Below are 16693 nucleotides of genomic sequence, written 5' to 3' on the forward strand. Positions count from 1 at the left end.
GTCCCGCTTAGGGCCCAGCCACTCCGCTGGCAACTGCTCCCGAAACGGTCGGCGCAAACCCCCGCGCGCCGTCAGGCGGCGCGGGCCTGCCGCGCGACGCGCGCCAGGGCGGCCAGCAGGTCGCGCGCGGCCTTCACCCGCTGGGCCAGGTCCATGTCGCGCAGCAGGGCCAGCTTGTGGTCGGGGCGGAGCTTCACCGCCCCCTTCTGCGACGTCACCCAGGCGACGAGCCCGCCGGGGTTGGCGAAGCGATTGCCGCGGAAGGACAGCACCACACCCTTCGGGCCGGCATCGAGCTTCTCCACCCCCGCTTCCCGGCACAGCCGCTTGATGGCGACCACCTGGAGCAGGTTCTCGACCTCGCCCGGCAGCGGCCCGAAGCGGTCGACCAGTTCCGCCGCCATGGCATCGTTCTCGCCATCCGTGGCGAGCGCGCCGATGCGGCGGTAGAGTCCGAGGCGCACCGGCAGGTCGGCGACATAATTGTCCGGAATGAGCACCGGCAACCCGAGGTTGATCTGCGGCGTCCAGTCACGCTCCGATTCCGCGCCGCCCTTCCCTTGCCCCGCCTTGATGTCGGCGACCGCTTCCTCGAGCATCTGCTGATACAGCTCGATGCCGACCTCGCGGATCTGGCCGGATTGCTCCTCGCCGAGCAGGTTGCCGGCGCCGCGGATGTCGAGGTCGTGCGAGGCGAGGGTGAAGCCCGCGCCGAGATTGTCCAGCGTCTGCATCACTTCCAGCCGCTTCTCGGCGGCGGCGGACAGCCGGTGCGACTGCGGCCAGGTCAGGTAGGCATAGCCGCGCAGCTTGCCGCGCCCGACGCGGCCGCGAAGCTGGTAGAGCTGTGCGAGGCCGAACATGTCCGCGCGATGGATCAGCAGCGTGTTCACCGCCGGCATGTCGAGCCCGCTCTCGACGATGTTCGTCGCCAGCAGCACGTCGTGCTTGCCGTCGCCGAACTCGGTCATGATGCGTTCGAGCTCGGTCGGGCTGACGCGGCCATGCGCCTGCACGACGCGAGCCTCCGGCACGATCTCGGCGAGTCGCTCGGCGACCTTCGCCATGTCCTCGATGCGCGGCACCACGCAGAAGACCTGGCCGCCGCGGAAGCGCTCGCGCTGGATCGCCTCGCGCAGCACCACCGGGTCCCAGGGCATGATGAAGGTGCGGACCGCAAGGCGATCGACCGGCGGCGTCGCGATCACGCTCATCTCCCGCACGCCGGTCAGCGCGAGTTGCAGCGTGCGCGGGATGGGCGTGGCGGTCAGCGTCAGCACATGGACGTCGGCCTTGAGCGACTTCAGCGCCTCCTTGTGCTTGACGCCGAAATGCTGCTCCTCATCGACGATGACGAGGCCGAGATTGTCGAACTCGATGCCCTTCGCCAGCAGCGCATGGGTGCCGACGACGATGTTGACGGACCCGTCCTTGAGGCCCGCGCGGACCTCGGCGGCCTCCTTCGCGGTGACCATGCGGGAGAGTTGCGCGATGCGGACCGGGAAGCCCTGGAAGCGCGCGGCGAAGGTGCGCGCATGCTGGCGCGCGAGCAGCGTCGTCGGCACCACCACGGCGACCTGGGATCCGCTCATCGCCGCGACGAAGGCGGCGCGCAGCGCGACCTCGGTCTTGCCGAAGCCGACATCGCCGCAGATCAGCCGGTCCATCGGGCGGCCGGCGGACAGGTCCTCCAGCACATCGGCGATGGCGCGGGCCTGGTCCTCGGTCTCGGCGAAGGGGAAGCGGGCGCAGAACTCGTCCCACAGCCCTTCCGGCGGGGTGGCCAGCGTGCCGTCCTTCATCCGGCGCAGGGCGGCGGTGCGGATCAGTTCGCCCGCCATGTCGCGTATGCGCGACTTGGCCTTGGCCTTGCGGTTCTGCCAGGAGACGCCGCCGAGCTTGTCGAGCGCGACGCCCGCCGTCTCGGTGCCGAAGCGCGACAGGATCTCGATGTTCTCGACCGGCACGAAGAGCCGGTCGCCGCCGTCATAGGTCAGCCGCAGGCAGTCATGCGGCGCACCGCTGACCTCGATGGTGGTCAGGCCCTCGTAGCGCCCGATGCCGTGATCCTGGTGGACGACCAGATCGCCCTCCGCGATCTCGGTGGCGTCGGCGATGAACTGGTCGGCGCGCCGGCGACGGCGCGGCGGGCGGGCGATACGCTCGCCGAGCAGGTCCTGCTCGGCGGTGACCGCGACGCCCTCGGCGACGAAGCCGCGCTCGAGGCCCATGACCACCAGGGCGACCACGCCATCCGGAAGCTTGCGGGCGGATTTCCAGTCCTCGGCCGGGGCGGCGGCGACGCCGTTCTCCCGCAGCAGGTTGGCCATGCGCTCGCGCGAGCCCTTGGTCCAGGCGGCGAGCAGCGGCCGCCGCCCGGCCTTCACCTGCCCCGCCACGAGCACGGCGTAGGCGGCGAAGACGTTCTCGCCGGCCGTGCGCGCATCCGTCAGCAGCGGCCCGGGCCGGCCGCCGGCCTCGATGCCCTCCGCGCCGTCAGCCTTGGTGAAGGGCGAGAATTGCAGCACCGGCCCGGCCGAGAGCATCTCCTCCCAGTCCTCGCGGTCGAGATGCAGGGTCGCCGGCGGCGCGGGGCGATAGGGCACCTCCCCTTCCGCGACGCGCACCGGCACGCGGCGCGCCTGGTAATGGTCGGCCACCATCTCGAATCGGGCGGCCGCGACATCCTCCGCCTGGTGGTCGAGGCTGACCGAGGCGCCCGGGACATAATCCAGCAGCGTCGCCATGCTCTCGTGGAACAGGCCGGCCCAGTGCTCCATGCCCGGATGCTTCCGGCCGGCGCTGACCGAGACGTAGAGCGGGTCCTCCGCCGCCGCGGCGCCGAACAGCTCGCGATAGGCGGAACGGAAGCGGGCGCGCGAGGCCTCGTCGAGAAACACCTCGCCGACCGGGCGCAGGCGCAGTTCGGGCACCACCTTGCCGCTGCGCTGCGTCGCCGTGTCGAAGCGGCGCATGTCCTCGATCTCGTCGCCGAACAGGTCGAGCCGGACCGGGTCGGGCTCGCCGGCCGGATAGAGGTCCACGATGCCGCCGCGCACGGCGTATTCGCCGTGCTCCATCACCGTGCCCGTGCGGTGGTAGCCATTGGCTTCCAGGAATGTGGTCAGCGCCTCCGGTTCCACCCGGCCGCCCTTCTTCAGGTGCAGCGTGGCCCCCTGGAAGGTGGCCGGCGGCGGCACCTTCTGCGCCAGCGCATTGACCGTGGTCAGCAGGATGCGCGGACGCGTCGGCGTCTCGAGCAGCCGCGTCAGGGTCGCGACGCGCTCGGCGACGATCTCGGGGTTGGGGGAGACGCGGTCGTAGGGCAGGCAGTCCCAGGCCGGGAAGCGCAGCACCTCGACCTCGGGGGCGAAGAAGCCGATCGCCTCGGCCATGCGGGCCATGCGCGCGTCGTCGCGGCAGACATGGACCACCGGGGCGTCGGTCTCCGCCCGGCGGCGGCACAGGAGAAGGGCGTCGAAGCCTTCGGGGGCGCCGTGGACCGGAACCGCCCTCACCGTTCCGCCCCCGGCGGCACGCCGGCGCCACTGCGGCCGCATTCCGCCGCCATGCGGCGCAGCATCGGGGTATCCGCCTCGGGCGGGATCGGCCGGCGCCCCGAGAGCCAGTCGGCCAGGTCCACGTCCCAATGTTCCAGCACCGCCTCGATCTCATCGAGCTCGGCGTCGGAGAAGCCCGCCACGTTGCGGGCGACGAAGCCGCCGATCATCAGGTCGGCTTCCTTGGTGCCGCGGTGCAGCGCTCGGAAGACGAGGCGGCGGCGGCGCGGGTCGAGATCCTGGGTGTCTGTCATGTCGGCGCGATCGGTCAAGGCTGGCATATAGAGGCCGATGGGAATCGTGTCAGCCCGCGCAGAGGAGACATCGCCGCAGGTCCCGGATGCGCTGGCGCCGCTGCTGGCGCCGCTCGCCGGGCTGCGCGGCGTGAAGGAGGCCGAGGCCAGGCTGCTCGCCAAGGTCGCGGGTGGCGCGCGGGTGCTCGACCTGCTGCTGCACCTGCCGGAACGCTACCTGGTGCGCCGTCGGATCGAGCGCCCGTCCCAGGCGCTGCCGGACAGCGAGGCACTGATCCCGGTCCTCGTCTCCTCCCACAAGGCGGCGCGGTCGGCGCAGGGCCGGCCCTATGTCCGCGTCCGCTGCGAGGCGGGCGGCGAGCCGCTGACCGCCTTCCTGATGAACTGGCAGAAGGCCTGGGCGGAAAAGGCCCTGCCGGTGGGCACGACACGCTGGTTCGCCGGCACGCTGCGGGAGGAAGGCGAGGAATGGGTGGTGGTCAACCCGCAGGTTTCCTTGCGGGAGGACGGCATTCCGCTGATCCAGCCGGTCTGGCCGCTGACCGGCAAGCTGACCCTGCCGCAGGTGACGCGGGCGATGGGCGCCGCGCTGGCCCTGCTGCCCGACCTGCCGGAATGGCAGGACGCACCCCTGCTGCGGCGGGAGAAATGGCCCGGCTTCGCCCCTGCCCTGCGCAGCATCCAGGCGCCGGAGGCCGATCCGGGCGAGGCCCCGCGCCGCCGGCTGGCCTATGACGAGTTGCTCTCCGGCCAGGTGGCGCTGGGCCTGGTGCGGCGGCGGTCGCGGGTGCGGCCCGGACGAAGCCTGACCGGCGACGGCGCCCTGCGCGCCAGGGCCCTCGCCGCCTTCGGCCACCGCCCGACCGAGGCGCAGCGCCAGGCGATCGCCGAGATCGATGCCGACCTCGCCGCCCCCCACCGCATGCTGCGCCTGCTGCAGGGCGATGTCGGCGCCGGCAAGACGCTGGTCGCCGCCATGGCCATGCTGCGCGCGGCGGAAGCCGGCGCCCAGGCGGCGCTGATGGCACCGACCGAGCTGCTGGCGCGGCAGCATCTGCGGACCTTCCGGCCGCTCTGCGAGGCCGCCGGCGTGCCGGTGGCCCTGCTGACCGGCCATGTGAAGGGCGCGGAACGCCGGCGCGTGCTGAAGGGGCTTTCGGACGGCACGATCCCGCTGGTGCTCGGCACCCATGCGCTGTTCCAGGAGGGTGTCGCCTTCCGCGACCTCGGCCTCGCGGTGGTGGACGAGCAGCACCGCTTCGGCGTGGCCCAGCGCCTGATGCTCGCCGAGAAGGGCGAGGCGGTGGACATGCTGGTCATGACCGCGACCCCCATCCCCCGCACCCTGCTGCTGACGCAATGGGGGGAGATGGCGGTCAGCCGCCTCGCCGGGAAGCCGCCGGGCCGCCAGCCGATCACCACCCGCGTCGTCAGCCAGGACCGCCTGCCGGAGATCGTCGCGCGCCTCGGCGAGGCGATCGCGCGGGAGGAACGCGCCTATTGGGTGGTGCGGGCGATCACCGGCTCCGAGCGGGACGATTCGGTCGCCGCCGAGGACCGCTTCGCGGATCTCTCCGCCCGCTTCCCGGGCCAGGTCGGACTCGCCCACGGCTTGCAGGACATCGCGGTGCGGGAAGCGGCACTCGCCGATTTCGCCGCCGGGCGGACGAAGGTCCTGGTCGCCACCACCGTCGTCGAGGTCGGCGTGGACGTGCCCGAGGCGACCATCATGCTGATCGAGCAGGCCGAGCGCTTCGGCCTCGCCGCCCTGCACCAGTTGCGCGGCCGGGTCGGGCGCGGGTCGCGGCCTTCCTCGTGCCTGCTGGTGCATTCGCCGGGGCTGACGGAAGGCGAGAAGCGCCGGTTGCTGGTGCTGCGCGACTCCGATGACGGCTTCGAGATCGCCGAGGAGGATTTGCGCGCGCGCGGCGGTGGCGATGCGCTCGGCGCGCGCCAGGCCGGGCTGCCGGGGGCGCGGCTGCTCGACCCGCGGGAGGACCCGGAGGAATACGCCCGGCTGGTCGACATCGCCCATGACGACGCCGAGGTGCTGCTGCAGCGGGATCCGGAGCTGACGGGCCCCCGCGGCCAGGCAGCGCGGCTGCTGCTCGCGATCTTCGGCCACGACATCAGCATGGCGCCGCTCGACGCCGGCTAGACGCCGGCTAGACGCCGCAGAGCGGATAGCCGCGGTCGAAGATGCCGCAGCGGCCGCCGCAGCCGGCCGCGGCAAGGAGGATGCCGAGCACCGCGAGTCGCAGGATGGTGGCGCGCATGGCGGTTCCTCCGGGGGCGGACATCATCGATCCGGCGGCGCACCGTCAGCAACCCGGATCGCACGCGCGGGGGGTTGCATCCCGCCTCCGCACGGGTCAAATCGCCCGCCGCCCGAGATGGCTTCCGACCGGACTGCTGCACCACAGGGGAGACCGGCATTGGCCGCGTTGATCGAGATCGAGCGCCTGACCAAGCGCTTCGGCGCCTTCACGGCCGTGGACGACGTGTCGTTCGCGGTCGATCGCGGGGAGGTCGTGGGCTTCCTCGGCCCCAACGGCGCCGGCAAGTCCACGACGATGAAGATGCTGGCCGGCTTCGTGACGCCGACCTCCGGCACCGCGCGCATCTGCGGCGACGACGTGGTGGACCGGCCGGTCGCGGCGAAGCGCCACCTCGGCTACCTGCCGGAAGGCGCGCCGACCTATCCCGAGATGACGGTGACGGCCTTCCTCGGCTTCGTCGCCAGCATCCGCGGCTATCGCGGCTCCGAAGCGACGGACCGCGTGGCGCATGCCATGGGCCTGACGCAGCTCGAAGGCGTGCGGCTGCAACCGATCGAGACGCTGTCGAAGGGCTTCAAGCGCCGCGTCGGCCTGGCGCAATCCCTGCTGCACGACCCGCCCGTGCTGGTGCTGGACGAGCCGACCGACGGCCTCGATCCGAACCAGAAGCACGAGGTCCGCGAACTGATCCGCAAGATGGCGCCGGAGAAGGCGATCGTGATCTCGACCCATATCCTCGAGGAAGTGGACGCCGTCTGCACCCGCGCGATCATCATCGCCCGCGGCAAGGTGCTGGCCGATTCCACCCCCAAGGCGCTGGAGGCCCCGGGCCGGACGCTGGAGCAGGTCTTCCGCGACCTCACCATGCCGACGCCGGAGGCCGCGTGATGGCCGCCCTCACCGTCGCCCGCCGCGAGCTCGCGGGCTATTTCGCCACCCCGGTCGCCTATGTCTTCATCGTCATCTTCCTGATGATGGCGGGCGCGCTGACCTTCACCCTCGGCGGCTTCTTCCAGCGCGGGCAGGCCGATCTCGGGCCGTTCTTCACCTTCGTGCCCTGGCTGTTCCTCTTCCTGGTGCCGGCGCTGACCATGCGGCTCTGGGCCGAGGAACGGCGGCTCGGCACCATCGAGCTGCTGCTGACCCTGCCGCTGCCGCAATGGCAGGCGGTGCTGGGCAAGTTCCTCGCCGCCTGGGCCTTCTGCGCCATCGCGCTGCTGCTGACCTTCCCGCTGGTCCTGACGGTCAACTACCTCGGCAACCCCGACAACGGCGTGATCGCTGCGGGCTATGTCGGCTGCCTGCTGGTCGCCGGGGCCTATCTCGCGGTCGGCGCGGCGATGTCGGCGATGACGAAGAACCAGGTCATCGCCTTCGTGCTCGCCGTCGCCGTGTGCTTCCTGTTCGCCGCCGCCGGCAGCCCGGTGGTGACGGAGTTCCTGTCGCAGCGCATCCCCATGCTGGCGGAGGTCGCGCGCGGCCTGTCCATCACCGAGCGCTTCAACAGCCTGACGCGCGGCGTCATCGCGCTGCGGGACGTGGTGTTCTTCCTCTCCTTCATGGGCTTCTTCCTGTTTGTGAACGCGGTGGTGATCGACCACCGGAAGGCGGACTGAGCGATGAGCGGCATGTCCTCCCCTCGCGCCGGCTCGCGCCGGCTGTGGTCCTCGGCGCTCGGCGTGCTGGCGGCGGCCGCGCTCGCCGTCGGCGTCAACATGCTGGTGGACCGCCTGGCGCCGCGCGCGCGCGTGGATCTCACGCAGCAGCACCTCTACACCCTGTCGGAAGGCACGCGTTCCGTCCTGCAGGGCCTGCAGGACCCGGTCACGCTGCGGCTGTTCTATTCCCGCCGTCTCGGTTCCGCCGTGCCCGCCTACGGCTCCTATGCCGAGCGCGTGCGCGCGATGCTCGAGGAATACGTCGCCATCTCCGGCGGCCGCGTGCGGCTCGAGGTCTTCGACCCCGAGCCCTTCAGCGAGACCGAGGACCGCGCGCTGGCCCTCGGCCTCCAGGGCGTGCCGGTCGACCAGTCCGGCGAGCAGATCTATTTCGGCCTCGCCGGCGTGAACCTGCTCGATGACGAGCGGACCATCCCCTTCTTCCAGCCGGAGCGCGAGCGCTTCCTGGAATTCGACCTGACGCGGCTGGTCTACGAGCTGTCCAACCCGCGCCGTCCGGTCGTCGGCGTCATGTCCTCCCTGCCGCTCAACGGCGACCCGCGCATGATGATGATGATGCGCGGCAGCCCGCAGGCGCAGCCCTATGCGGTGATGCAGACGCTGCGGCAGTTCTTCACCGTGCAGGACGTGCCGCTCGACACCCAGCGCATCCCGGGCGAGGTCCAGGTGCTGATGGTCGTGCACCCGCAGAACCTCTCGGATGCGGCGCAATACGCCATCGACCAGTTCGTGATGCGCGGCGGCAAGCTGATCGTCTTCGTCGATCCGCATTCCGAAGGCCAGGCGATGCGTCCCGGCCCGGGCGGGCAGCCGCCGGCCAACGCGTCCTCCAGCCTCGACCGGCTGCTGAACGCCTGGGGTGTCGAGACGCCGCACGACCAGGTGGTGCTCGACCTGCGTGGCGCCTGGCGCGTGCGCGCCAACCCGACCGACCGCGTGCAGGCGGTGGACTACGTCGCCTGGTTCAACATGCAGGGCGATTCCATCAACCCTGCAGAGGTCGCGACGGCGCAGCTCAACCAGGTGACCGTCGCCTCGGCCGGCCCGGTGCGCCAGCGGGACGGCGCCAACATCGAGTTCGTCCCGCTGCTCACCAGCAGCGACCGCAGCATGCTCGCCAATGTCGGGCGTGTGCGGGAGAACCCGGACCCCGCCCGCATCCTCGCCGAGTTCCGCCCCGACGGGAACCGGCGGGTGATCGCGGCGCGCATCCGTGGCGAGCTCGCTTCCGCCTTCCCCGACGGCGCGCCCCCCGCACCCGAGGGTGCGGAGCGCCCGGCCGACTTCCCCGCCCATCGCGCGCGCAGCGAGGGCGCGGCCAACCTCGTCGTCTTCGCCGATGCCGACGTGCTGGAGGACCGCTTCTGGGTCCGCGTGCAGGACTTCTTCGGCCAGCAGGTCGCCACGCCCTTCAGCGACAATGGCGCGCTGGTGGCCAACATCGTGGACACCTTCTCGGGCGGGGACGCGCTGATCTCGCTGCGCTCGCGCGGCGAATCCCTGCGCCCCTTCACGGTGGTGGACGACATCCGCCGCGGCGCCGATGCGCGCTTCCGCCAGACGGAGCGCGAGCTGACCGAACGCCTGCAGCAGACCGAACGCCGCCTGCGGGAGCTTCGCCAGGGCCAGGGCGGCGAGCGCGGCCAGGGCAGCGCCGTCATCACCCCGGAGCAGCGCGCCGAGATCGACGCGGCACGCGCGCAGATCCTTCAGACCCGCCAGCAGCTCCGCGCCGTGCAGCTCGACCTGCGGCGGGACATCGAGGGCATGGAGACCTGGCTGAAGGTGCTGAACATCGCCGCCGTGCCGCTGCTGCTCGCGGTCTTCGCCATCGGCCTCGGCGTGGCGCGGTCGCGCCGGCGCGCCGCGGCGCGGTCCTGAGGAGGGCGGCATGAACCGTCGCACGCTTCTCCTGCTCAGCGGCGCCGCGGTCGTGGCGGTCGGCGGCGCGCTGCTGCTGAAGCCTTCCGAGGCGCCTCCGCCCTCCCCCGCCGGCGCGGCGCTTGCCTTTCCCGGCCTCGCGCAGCGGCTGCAGGCCGCGGCGAGGATCGTGGCCACGCGCCATGACGGCACGCTCGAGATCGCCCGCCGCGGCGAGACCTGGGTTCTGCCCGCCAAGGGCGGATATCCGGTGCGGCAGGAGAAGGTGCGCGAGCTGCTCACCGGCCTGACCGAGCTGCGCCTGACCGAACAGCGCACCGCGAACCCGGACATGCTGGACCGGCTCGGGCTGGAAGACCCGACGCGCCAGGGCGCCACTTCCACCCTGCTCCGCGTGCTGGATGCGCAGGGCGGCGTGATCGCCGAACTGGTGATCGGCCGGCGCCGCGTGCGCACCCAGGGCAACGTGCCGGAAAGCGCCTATGTGCGCCGCCCGGACGAAAGCCAGGCCTGGCTCGCGGAAGGCCGCATCCCGGTCGATGCCGACCCGCAGCTCTGGCTCGACCGCGACATCGCCAACCTGCCGCGCGAGCGCGTCCGCCGCGTCGCGATTGCCCGTGCCGGCCAGCCGCCGCTGGTGCTGGCCCGCAGCGCCGACCCGGACGGCAAGCTCCAGGTGACCGAGCCGGCCGAGGCGCCGCCCACCGAGGAGACCGCGCTCGACGAGGTCGGCCGCGCCTTCGAGTTCCTCACCTTCCTCGACGTGAAGCCCGAAGCCGAGATGCCCGGCGAGGCGCTTGGCGAGACGCGCTTCGAACTGACGGACAACCTCGCCATCGTGGTCCGCCCGCGCAAGGAGGGCGAGGCGATCTGGATCGCCCTCGCCGCCGAGGGCGACGACGAGGCGGCGCGCCTCAATGCCCGCTGGCGCGGCTGGGCCTACCAGGTCGGCCAATGGAAGGAGAAGTCCTTCGTGCCGCTGCTCTCCGACCTGCGGCGGCAGGAGGAAGCGCCGGCCGAGCCGCCCGAAGCACCTGCCGGAACCGCGGAGACGCCCACCGAGCCGCCGCGCCCGCAGTGACCGGGCGCGAATACCCCGACCGCCCCTGGGTCGGCATCGGCTGCGTCGTCTTCCGGGGCGAGCAGGTGTTGCTGGTCCGGCGCGGCAAGCCGCCGCGTCTCGGCCAATGGTCCCTGCCCGGCGGGGCGCAGCATGTCGGGGAGCGGGCGGAGGAAGCGGCGCGGCGCGAGTTGCACGAGGAAGCGGGGATCGAGGTCGGGCGCATGGCGCTCGCCATCGTCGTCGATGCGATCTCCCGCGATGCCGAGGGGCGCGCGCTCTACCACTACACGATCATCGACTTCGCGGCGGAATGGATCGCCGGCGAGGCCCGCGCCGGCGACGATGTCAGCGAGGTGGCCTGGGCGCTGCCGGCGGAACTGGACAGCTATGCGCTGACGCCGGAGACGCACCGCGCGATCGCGGCGGCACGGCAGGCGCTCGGCGTGTAGGGGGCCTGGGGGCGCAGAGGGGCCCTGCCCCCCACCGAACCACCCCGCCAAAGGCCGAAGGGCCTTTGGAAACCATCGCGCGACGCCGCGCGCCCCGGTCGGCAATGCGCCCCGGAAGCCGGTCCCGTGCACGACGCGGGTTGCGGCGTCTCCTCGAAGCCGCCAGCGGGGGCTTCAGGGCTGGAGCGGTTTCCGTTCGCCTTCGCTCACGGCAACCGCTCCAGCCATTGTTTTGGCGAGCATCTTTGCCCGATTGGGTGATTCTACCTGATCGGGATCTGCTCTAGGACGCCGAAACCTCGGTCGTTGGCTTTCGGAGGCCTATCGGCCAAAGGTTGGCAATGGCCGGTGCCATGCGCCGACCGCACCGCTCCCGCACCGATCCTGCGTCTGCCGCATCCCGCGGCAGCCCGGGCCGAGCCGTGCCGGCAGGCCGGGCAAAGATGCGCGGCACGACGCCGGCAAAGCTCACGGCAGGCTTTCCTCCGCTCCCTTCAAGCGGCAGGTTGCGCCCCCTCAGCCTGCCGGAGTCTCCCATGACCAATACCCCTCGCCTGCCACGCCGAACCGCCCTTCTGTCATCCGCCGGCCTTCTCGCCGCGCCCGCCGTCGCCGATGCCCAGCCGGTCGCCGGCGGTCGCCCCGTGCGCATGATCGTCCCCTTCCCGCCCGGTGGCGCGGTGGACATCACCAGTCGCCTGCTCGCGGAGCGGCTCGGCCCCGTGCTCGGCCAGACCGTGGTGGTGGAGAACCGCGCCGGCGCCGGCGGCCTGATCGGCGCGGATGCCATCGCCAAGGGTGACAGGGACGGCAGCGTGATCGGCCTGATCGGCGTCACCACCTTCTGCGCCCTGCCCTTCATGCACAGCCGCATGCCGTTCGACCCGCAGAAGGACCTCACGCCGATCACGCAGATCACGGACGGCGCGCTGCTCTGCGTGGTGAACGCCGAAACGGCGCGCCGTCGCGGCTGGACGGATTTCCGCGCCCTGATCACCTGGTCCCGCGCGCATCCCGAGGAGGTGCGGATGGGCTCCTCCGGGACCGGCACCTCCTCCCACCTCAACATCGAGGCGATCAACCGCTTCGCGCAGGCCAAGATCCTGCACGTGCCCTATCGCGGCGGCGGCCCGGCCATCAACGACCTGCTGGCCGGCAACATCGACATGATGTTCGACGTGATGCCGGCGCTGATGCCGCATGTGGAAAGCGGGAAGTTCAAGGCGATGGCCGTCTCCAGCGGCAACCGCCTGTCCCTCCTGCCCGAGATCCCGGGCATGAAGGACTTCGCGGATCTCGGCCTCGGCAACCACTCGGTCGAGACCTGGAACGCGGTGGCGACCGCGGGCGGCACCCCGGCCCCGATCGTGCAGCGCCTGTTCGAGGCCATCCGTACCGTCGGCCAGCAGCGCGAGTTCATCGAACGGCTCCGCCCGCTCGGCTATGGCAGCGTGCTCAGCGAGAGCCCGGCCGCGATCGCCCGGCTGATCCAGGAGGAGACGCCGCGCTGGCGGCAGCTCGTGGAGATCTCGGGCGCGCGGGTGGACTGATATCCGCGGTCGCCAGCCGCGACCGCTGGCATGACACAGAGCCTGGCCGGCCCCCGCGCAAGCCGGGGCTGGCCGCTCAGAGACCGTTCGGAAACGCGCCTCGCGGCGCGTTTCCGGGGCCGGTGCCGGACTTTCCAAACGGTCTCTCAGCCGGCGCGGATCGCCGCCTCCACCGCCAGCGCCACCTTGAGCGCCCGGCGCCCCGCAGCGCCGTCCACAACCACCGGCGCGCCGTCCAGGCAGGCAGCGACGAAGGCAGCCTGCTCGGCTTCCAGGCTGTCGTGGTCGGTCCAGGTAGCACGGTCGATGCCGCTGCCCGGCATGGCCGCGACCGCCTCCGCGCCGCCCCGCCGCAGCACGGCGAGCGAACGGGCCAGGAAATCCACCGCCATCTCCCCTTCCGTGCCGAGCACGCGCAGCCGCCGCTCCATCGCCAGGGAGACGCGGGAGGCGGTAAGCACCGCCGCCCGTCTGCCCGGGAAGACCAGCCGCGCCACCGCGAAATCCGGATGCTCCGAGGCGACGGCCGCACCCACCGCTTCGACCCGCTCCGGCTCCCCTCCCGCCAACTCCATCACCAGGTCGAGGTCGTGGATCATCAGGTCCAGCACGACCGAGACGTCCAGGCTGCGCGGCCGGAACGGCGCGGCACGCACCGCATCCCAGGACAGCGCCCGGCCGCCGGTCTCCGCCCCCGTCACCGCACGGAAAGCGGCCGAGAAGCGTTCGATATGCCCGACCTGCAGCACCCGGCCGCGCGCAGCGGCAAGGGCGATCAGCGCATCGGCCTGATCGAGCGTCGCCGCGATCGGCTTCTCGATGAAGACATGCCGGCCGGCGGCCAGGGCCGTTTCGGCGAGCGCGAAATGGAACCGCGTCGGCGCGGCAACGATCAGCGCATCGGCGGCCGCGATCAGCGCGGCGGCCTCCATCGGCACGGTGCCGACCTCCGCCCCGACCGTTGCGGCGCGTGCGGCGTCGGCATCGTGCAGCCCGACCAGGCGCAGGCGCGGATTGGCCGCCGCCTTCAGGGCATGGAAACGGCCGAAATGCCCGACCCCGAGGATGCCGAGGGCGAGTCTGCTGTCCGTGGCGCTCATGCCGGGCCTCCTAGAGCAGATCCTGCCCAGGTGGAATCACCCGATCGGGTGAAGATGCTCGCAAGAACAAGAGGCGGGAGGCGTTGCCGTGGCCCAGGGCGAACGGAAGCCGCTCCAGACCGGAATGCCGGGCATGAAAATCGGCCAGCCCGGCGGGGTTGCATCCCCTGCCCCCCCTCGCCATTGTCCGCCGCCTGAAACCCTGGGGTACTGCCTGCCCATGCTTCACTTCGCCCGCTGGAAAACGGCCGGGATCCTGTTGGTCTGCCTGCTCGGGATACTGGTCAGCGTCCCGAACCTGCTGCCGCGTTCCGCCTTCCCGGACTGGTTCCCTGTCCGGCAGGTGAATCTCGGGCTCGACCTCAGGGGCGGCTCCTACCTCCTGCTCGAGGTGGACCTGAACACGGTGGTCCGCGAGCGCCTGGATGGCATGGTGGACGGTGCTCGCACCCGGCTGCGCGCGGCCAATGTCCGCTACGTGAACCTCTCCGCGGATGCGGCGAACCGGCGCATGGGGCTGCGGGTGCTGGACGCCGCGCAGGTGCCCGCGGCGGTGACGGCGCTGCGCGAGCTGGCGAACCCGGTGACGCTCTCGACCGGCCAATCCGTGCCCGACATCGACATCACCAGCGCCCCGGACGGCACGGTGACCGCGACGCTCACGGAATCCGGCCTGCGCGCCAAGGCGACCGCCGCGGTCGAGCAGTCGATCGAGATCGTCCGCCGCCGCATCGACGAAACCGGCGTGGCCGAGGCGTTGATCGCCCGCCAGGGCCAGTCCCGCATCCTGGTGACCCTGCCTGGTGTCGAGGACCCCAACCGCATCAAGGACCTGCTCGGCCGCACGGCCCGCATGACCTTCCACCTGGTGGACGAGACCGCCGCCATGGCCGCGACGCCCCCGCCCGGCGTCATGTTCCTGCCCGGCGAGCGCGACGGCGAGCGCTATGCCATCCGTCGCCGCGTCGAGGTGGACGGCGCCAACCTGACCAACGCCCGCGCCGGCCAGGACAGCCGCACCGGCGAATGGGTGGTGAACTTCCAGTTCGATTCCGTCGGCACCCGCCGCTTCGCCCAGATCACGCGCGAGAATGTCGGCCGACCCTTCGCCGTCGTGCTCGACGAGAAGGTGATCACCGCCCCGGTCATCCGCGAGCCGATCATCGGCGGCCAGGGCCAGATCAGCGGCAGCTTCAACGCGCGTTCGGCCAACGACCTCGCCGTGCTGCTGCGGGCCGGCGCCCTGCCCGCGCCGCTGACCGTGGTGGAGGAACGCACCGTCGGACCCGAACTCGGCGCGGATGCGATCAGGGCCGGCACCATCGCGCTGGCGGCGGGCACCCTCTTCGTCTTCCTCTACATGGGCCTCGCCTACGGGTTGTTCGGCTGGTTCGCCAATGTCGCGTTGCTGTTCAACCTCGTCCTGATGATCGCCTCGATGTCGCTGATCGAGGCGACGCTGACGCTGCCGGGCATCGCCGGCATCGTGCTGACGCTGGGCACCGCGCTCGACGCCAATATCCTGATCAGCGAGCGCATACGCGAGGAAGTCCGCAACGGACGAACCCCGATCAGCGCGCTCGAGGCCGGCTACACCAAGGCCTCGGGGACGATTCTCGACTCGAACCTGACCAACCTCATCGCCATGGCCTGCCTCTACGGCTTCGGCTCCGGCCCGGTGAAGGGCTTCGCCGTGACCGTCGCGATCGGCACCGTGGTGCAGATGTGGACGGCGACGGTGCTGACGCGCCTGTTCTCCTCCTGGTGGTACCGCCGCACCCGCCCGAAGGAGCTTCCGGTGTTCCAGCGCGCGGGACTCAGCCTGTACGAGCGCCTGCGCCGCCCGCTCTTCCGCATCTTCCCCGACGGCACGCGCATTCCCTTCATGCGGGCGGCGCGGATGGGGCTGATCGTCTCGGCGCTGCTCTCCACCGCCTCGGTGGCGATCGCCTTCAAGCCCGGGCTCGAGAAGGGCATCGACTTCAAGGGCGGCATCGAGATGGAGCTGCGCACGCCGGCCGCCGGCGACATCGCGGCGCTGCGCAACGCGATGGGGGCGCTCAACCTCGGCGACGTCACCCTGCTGCAGTTCGGCGATGCCTCGACCTTCGCGCTGCGCCTGCCCGCCCAGGGCGACGAAGGCGCGGTGCAGAGCGCGGTGAACCGGGTCCGCACGGCGCTCGAGGAAGTCGCGCCCGGCACCCGCATCCTGCGGGTGGAGGCGGTGGGCAACCGCGTCTCCGACGAGCTCTTCGTCGGCGGGATGATGGCGCTCGCCCTCTCCTTCCTGGCGATGCTGATCTACATCTGGTTCCGCTTCGAATGGCAGTTCGGCATCGCCGGCGTGGCGACGCTCGTGCTCGACGTCACCAAGACGATCGGCCTGATGGTGCTGTTCCAGATCGAGTTCAACCTGACGACCATCGCCGGCATCCTCACGGTCATCGGCTTCAGCGCCAACGACAAGGTCGTGGTGTTCGACCGCATGCGGGAGAACCTGCGCAAGTTCAAGACGATGCCGCTCGACCAGCTGGTGGATCTGTCGATCAACGAGACCATGAACCGAACCCTCGGCACCTCCATGACGCTGCTGCTCTCGGCCCTGCCGCTGGCACTGTTCGGCGGGGATACGCTGTCGGGCTTCGCCTGGGTGATGGTCGCCGGCATCGTGATCTCGGCCGGCTCGTCGGTGTTCATCGCCGCGCCCATCGTGCTGTACACGGGGCGGACGCAGTTGCGGCGGGCAGATGCGGAAGCCGCGCCGCCGGCGGGCGGCAAGGCGGTACGGTAGAAGAAGGCCCGGGGGAGAGAACTCCCCCGGGAACCCCCTCCTTCTTTGCCTGTCGGCAGGGCCTGGCCGGCGCGACAGGCCGGCCCA

General features: G+C 71.5%; 11 protein-coding genes. 8 read left to right on the forward strand and 3 right to left on the reverse strand.

All coding sequences use genetic code 11. The features are described 5' to 3' along the window. Positions 1–71: 71 nt before the first annotated feature. Both mfd and GXW74_RS01450 read right to left on the reverse strand, forming a co-directional pair. The gene (gene mfd / locus GXW74_RS01445) at positions 72–3560 is read right to left on the reverse strand and encodes a transcription-repair coupling factor (protein WP_211844480.1); all 3489 of its coding nucleotides are present in this window, start codon (positions 3558–3560) and stop codon (positions 72–74) included. Further along, positions 3515–3814: an FAD assembly factor SdhE gene (locus tag GXW74_RS01450; RefSeq protein ID WP_211844481.1), complete on the reverse strand. Its 300-nt coding sequence runs from the start codon at positions 3812–3814 to the stop codon at positions 3515–3517. The genes mfd and GXW74_RS01450 overlap by 46 nt, the downstream gene beginning before the upstream one ends. A 37-nt stretch (positions 3815–3851) precedes the next feature. Here GXW74_RS01450 and recG point away from each other — a divergent pair, with 37 nt between their 5' ends. From recG to GXW74_RS01485, 7 genes are all read left to right on the forward strand, one after another. Then, positions 3852–5972, forward strand: coding sequence for an ATP-dependent DNA helicase RecG (gene recG / locus GXW74_RS01455; protein ID WP_211844482.1), 2121 nt, complete (start codon positions 3852–3854; stop codon positions 5970–5972). A gap of 277 nt (positions 5973–6249) precedes the next feature. After that, the gene (locus tag GXW74_RS01460) at positions 6250–6981 is read left to right on the forward strand and encodes an ABC transporter ATP-binding protein (RefSeq protein ID WP_211844483.1); all 732 of its coding nucleotides are present in this window, start codon (positions 6250–6252) and stop codon (positions 6979–6981) included. Further along, on the forward strand, positions 6981–7709 hold the full coding sequence (locus GXW74_RS01465; RefSeq protein ID WP_246522712.1) for an ABC transporter permease: 729 nt from the start codon (positions 6981–6983) through the stop codon (positions 7707–7709). Before GXW74_RS01460 ends, GXW74_RS01465 begins: the two co-directional genes overlap by 1 nt. A 12-nt stretch (positions 7710–7721) precedes the next feature. Next, positions 7722–9653 carry a GldG family protein gene (locus GXW74_RS01470; protein ID WP_246522713.1) on the forward strand — a complete coding sequence of 644 codons (1932 nt, stop codon included), beginning with the start codon at positions 7722–7724 and terminating at the stop codon, positions 9651–9653. A gap of 10 nt (positions 9654–9663) precedes the next feature. After that, complete coding sequence (locus GXW74_RS01475) at positions 9664–10734, forward strand: DUF4340 domain-containing protein (RefSeq protein ID WP_211844486.1); 1071 nt, start codon at positions 9664–9666, stop codon at positions 10732–10734. Then, complete coding sequence (locus GXW74_RS01480) at positions 10731–11165, forward strand: NUDIX hydrolase (protein ID WP_211844487.1); 435 nt, start codon at positions 10731–10733, stop codon at positions 11163–11165. Before GXW74_RS01475 ends, GXW74_RS01480 begins: the two co-directional genes overlap by 4 nt. Positions 11166–11701: 536 nt before the next feature. Then, a complete protein-coding gene (locus GXW74_RS01485; protein WP_211844488.1) occupies positions 11702–12715 on the forward strand; it encodes a Bug family tripartite tricarboxylate transporter substrate binding protein in 1014 nt (337 codons plus the stop codon). 146 nt (positions 12716–12861) lie between these two features. Here GXW74_RS01485 and GXW74_RS01490 read toward each other — a convergent pair whose 3' ends face one another. Beyond that, positions 12862–13815 (reverse strand): Gfo/Idh/MocA family protein, encoded by a 954-nt coding sequence (locus GXW74_RS01490; protein ID WP_211844489.1) that lies wholly within the window; start codon positions 13813–13815, stop codon positions 12862–12864. A 220-nt stretch (positions 13816–14035) separates the two neighbouring features. Here GXW74_RS01490 and secD point away from each other — a divergent pair, with 220 nt between their 5' ends. Then, complete coding sequence (gene secD / locus GXW74_RS01495) at positions 14036–16606, forward strand: protein translocase subunit SecD (RefSeq protein ID WP_211844490.1); 2571 nt, start codon at positions 14036–14038, stop codon at positions 16604–16606. The last annotated feature ends 87 nt before the right edge of the window (positions 16607–16693 follow it).

Origin of the sequence: Neoroseomonas eburnea (assembly GCF_018129005.1) — a bacterium.
GTDB classification, from domain to species: Bacteria; Pseudomonadota; Alphaproteobacteria; order Acetobacterales; family Acetobacteraceae; genus Neoroseomonas; species Neoroseomonas eburnea.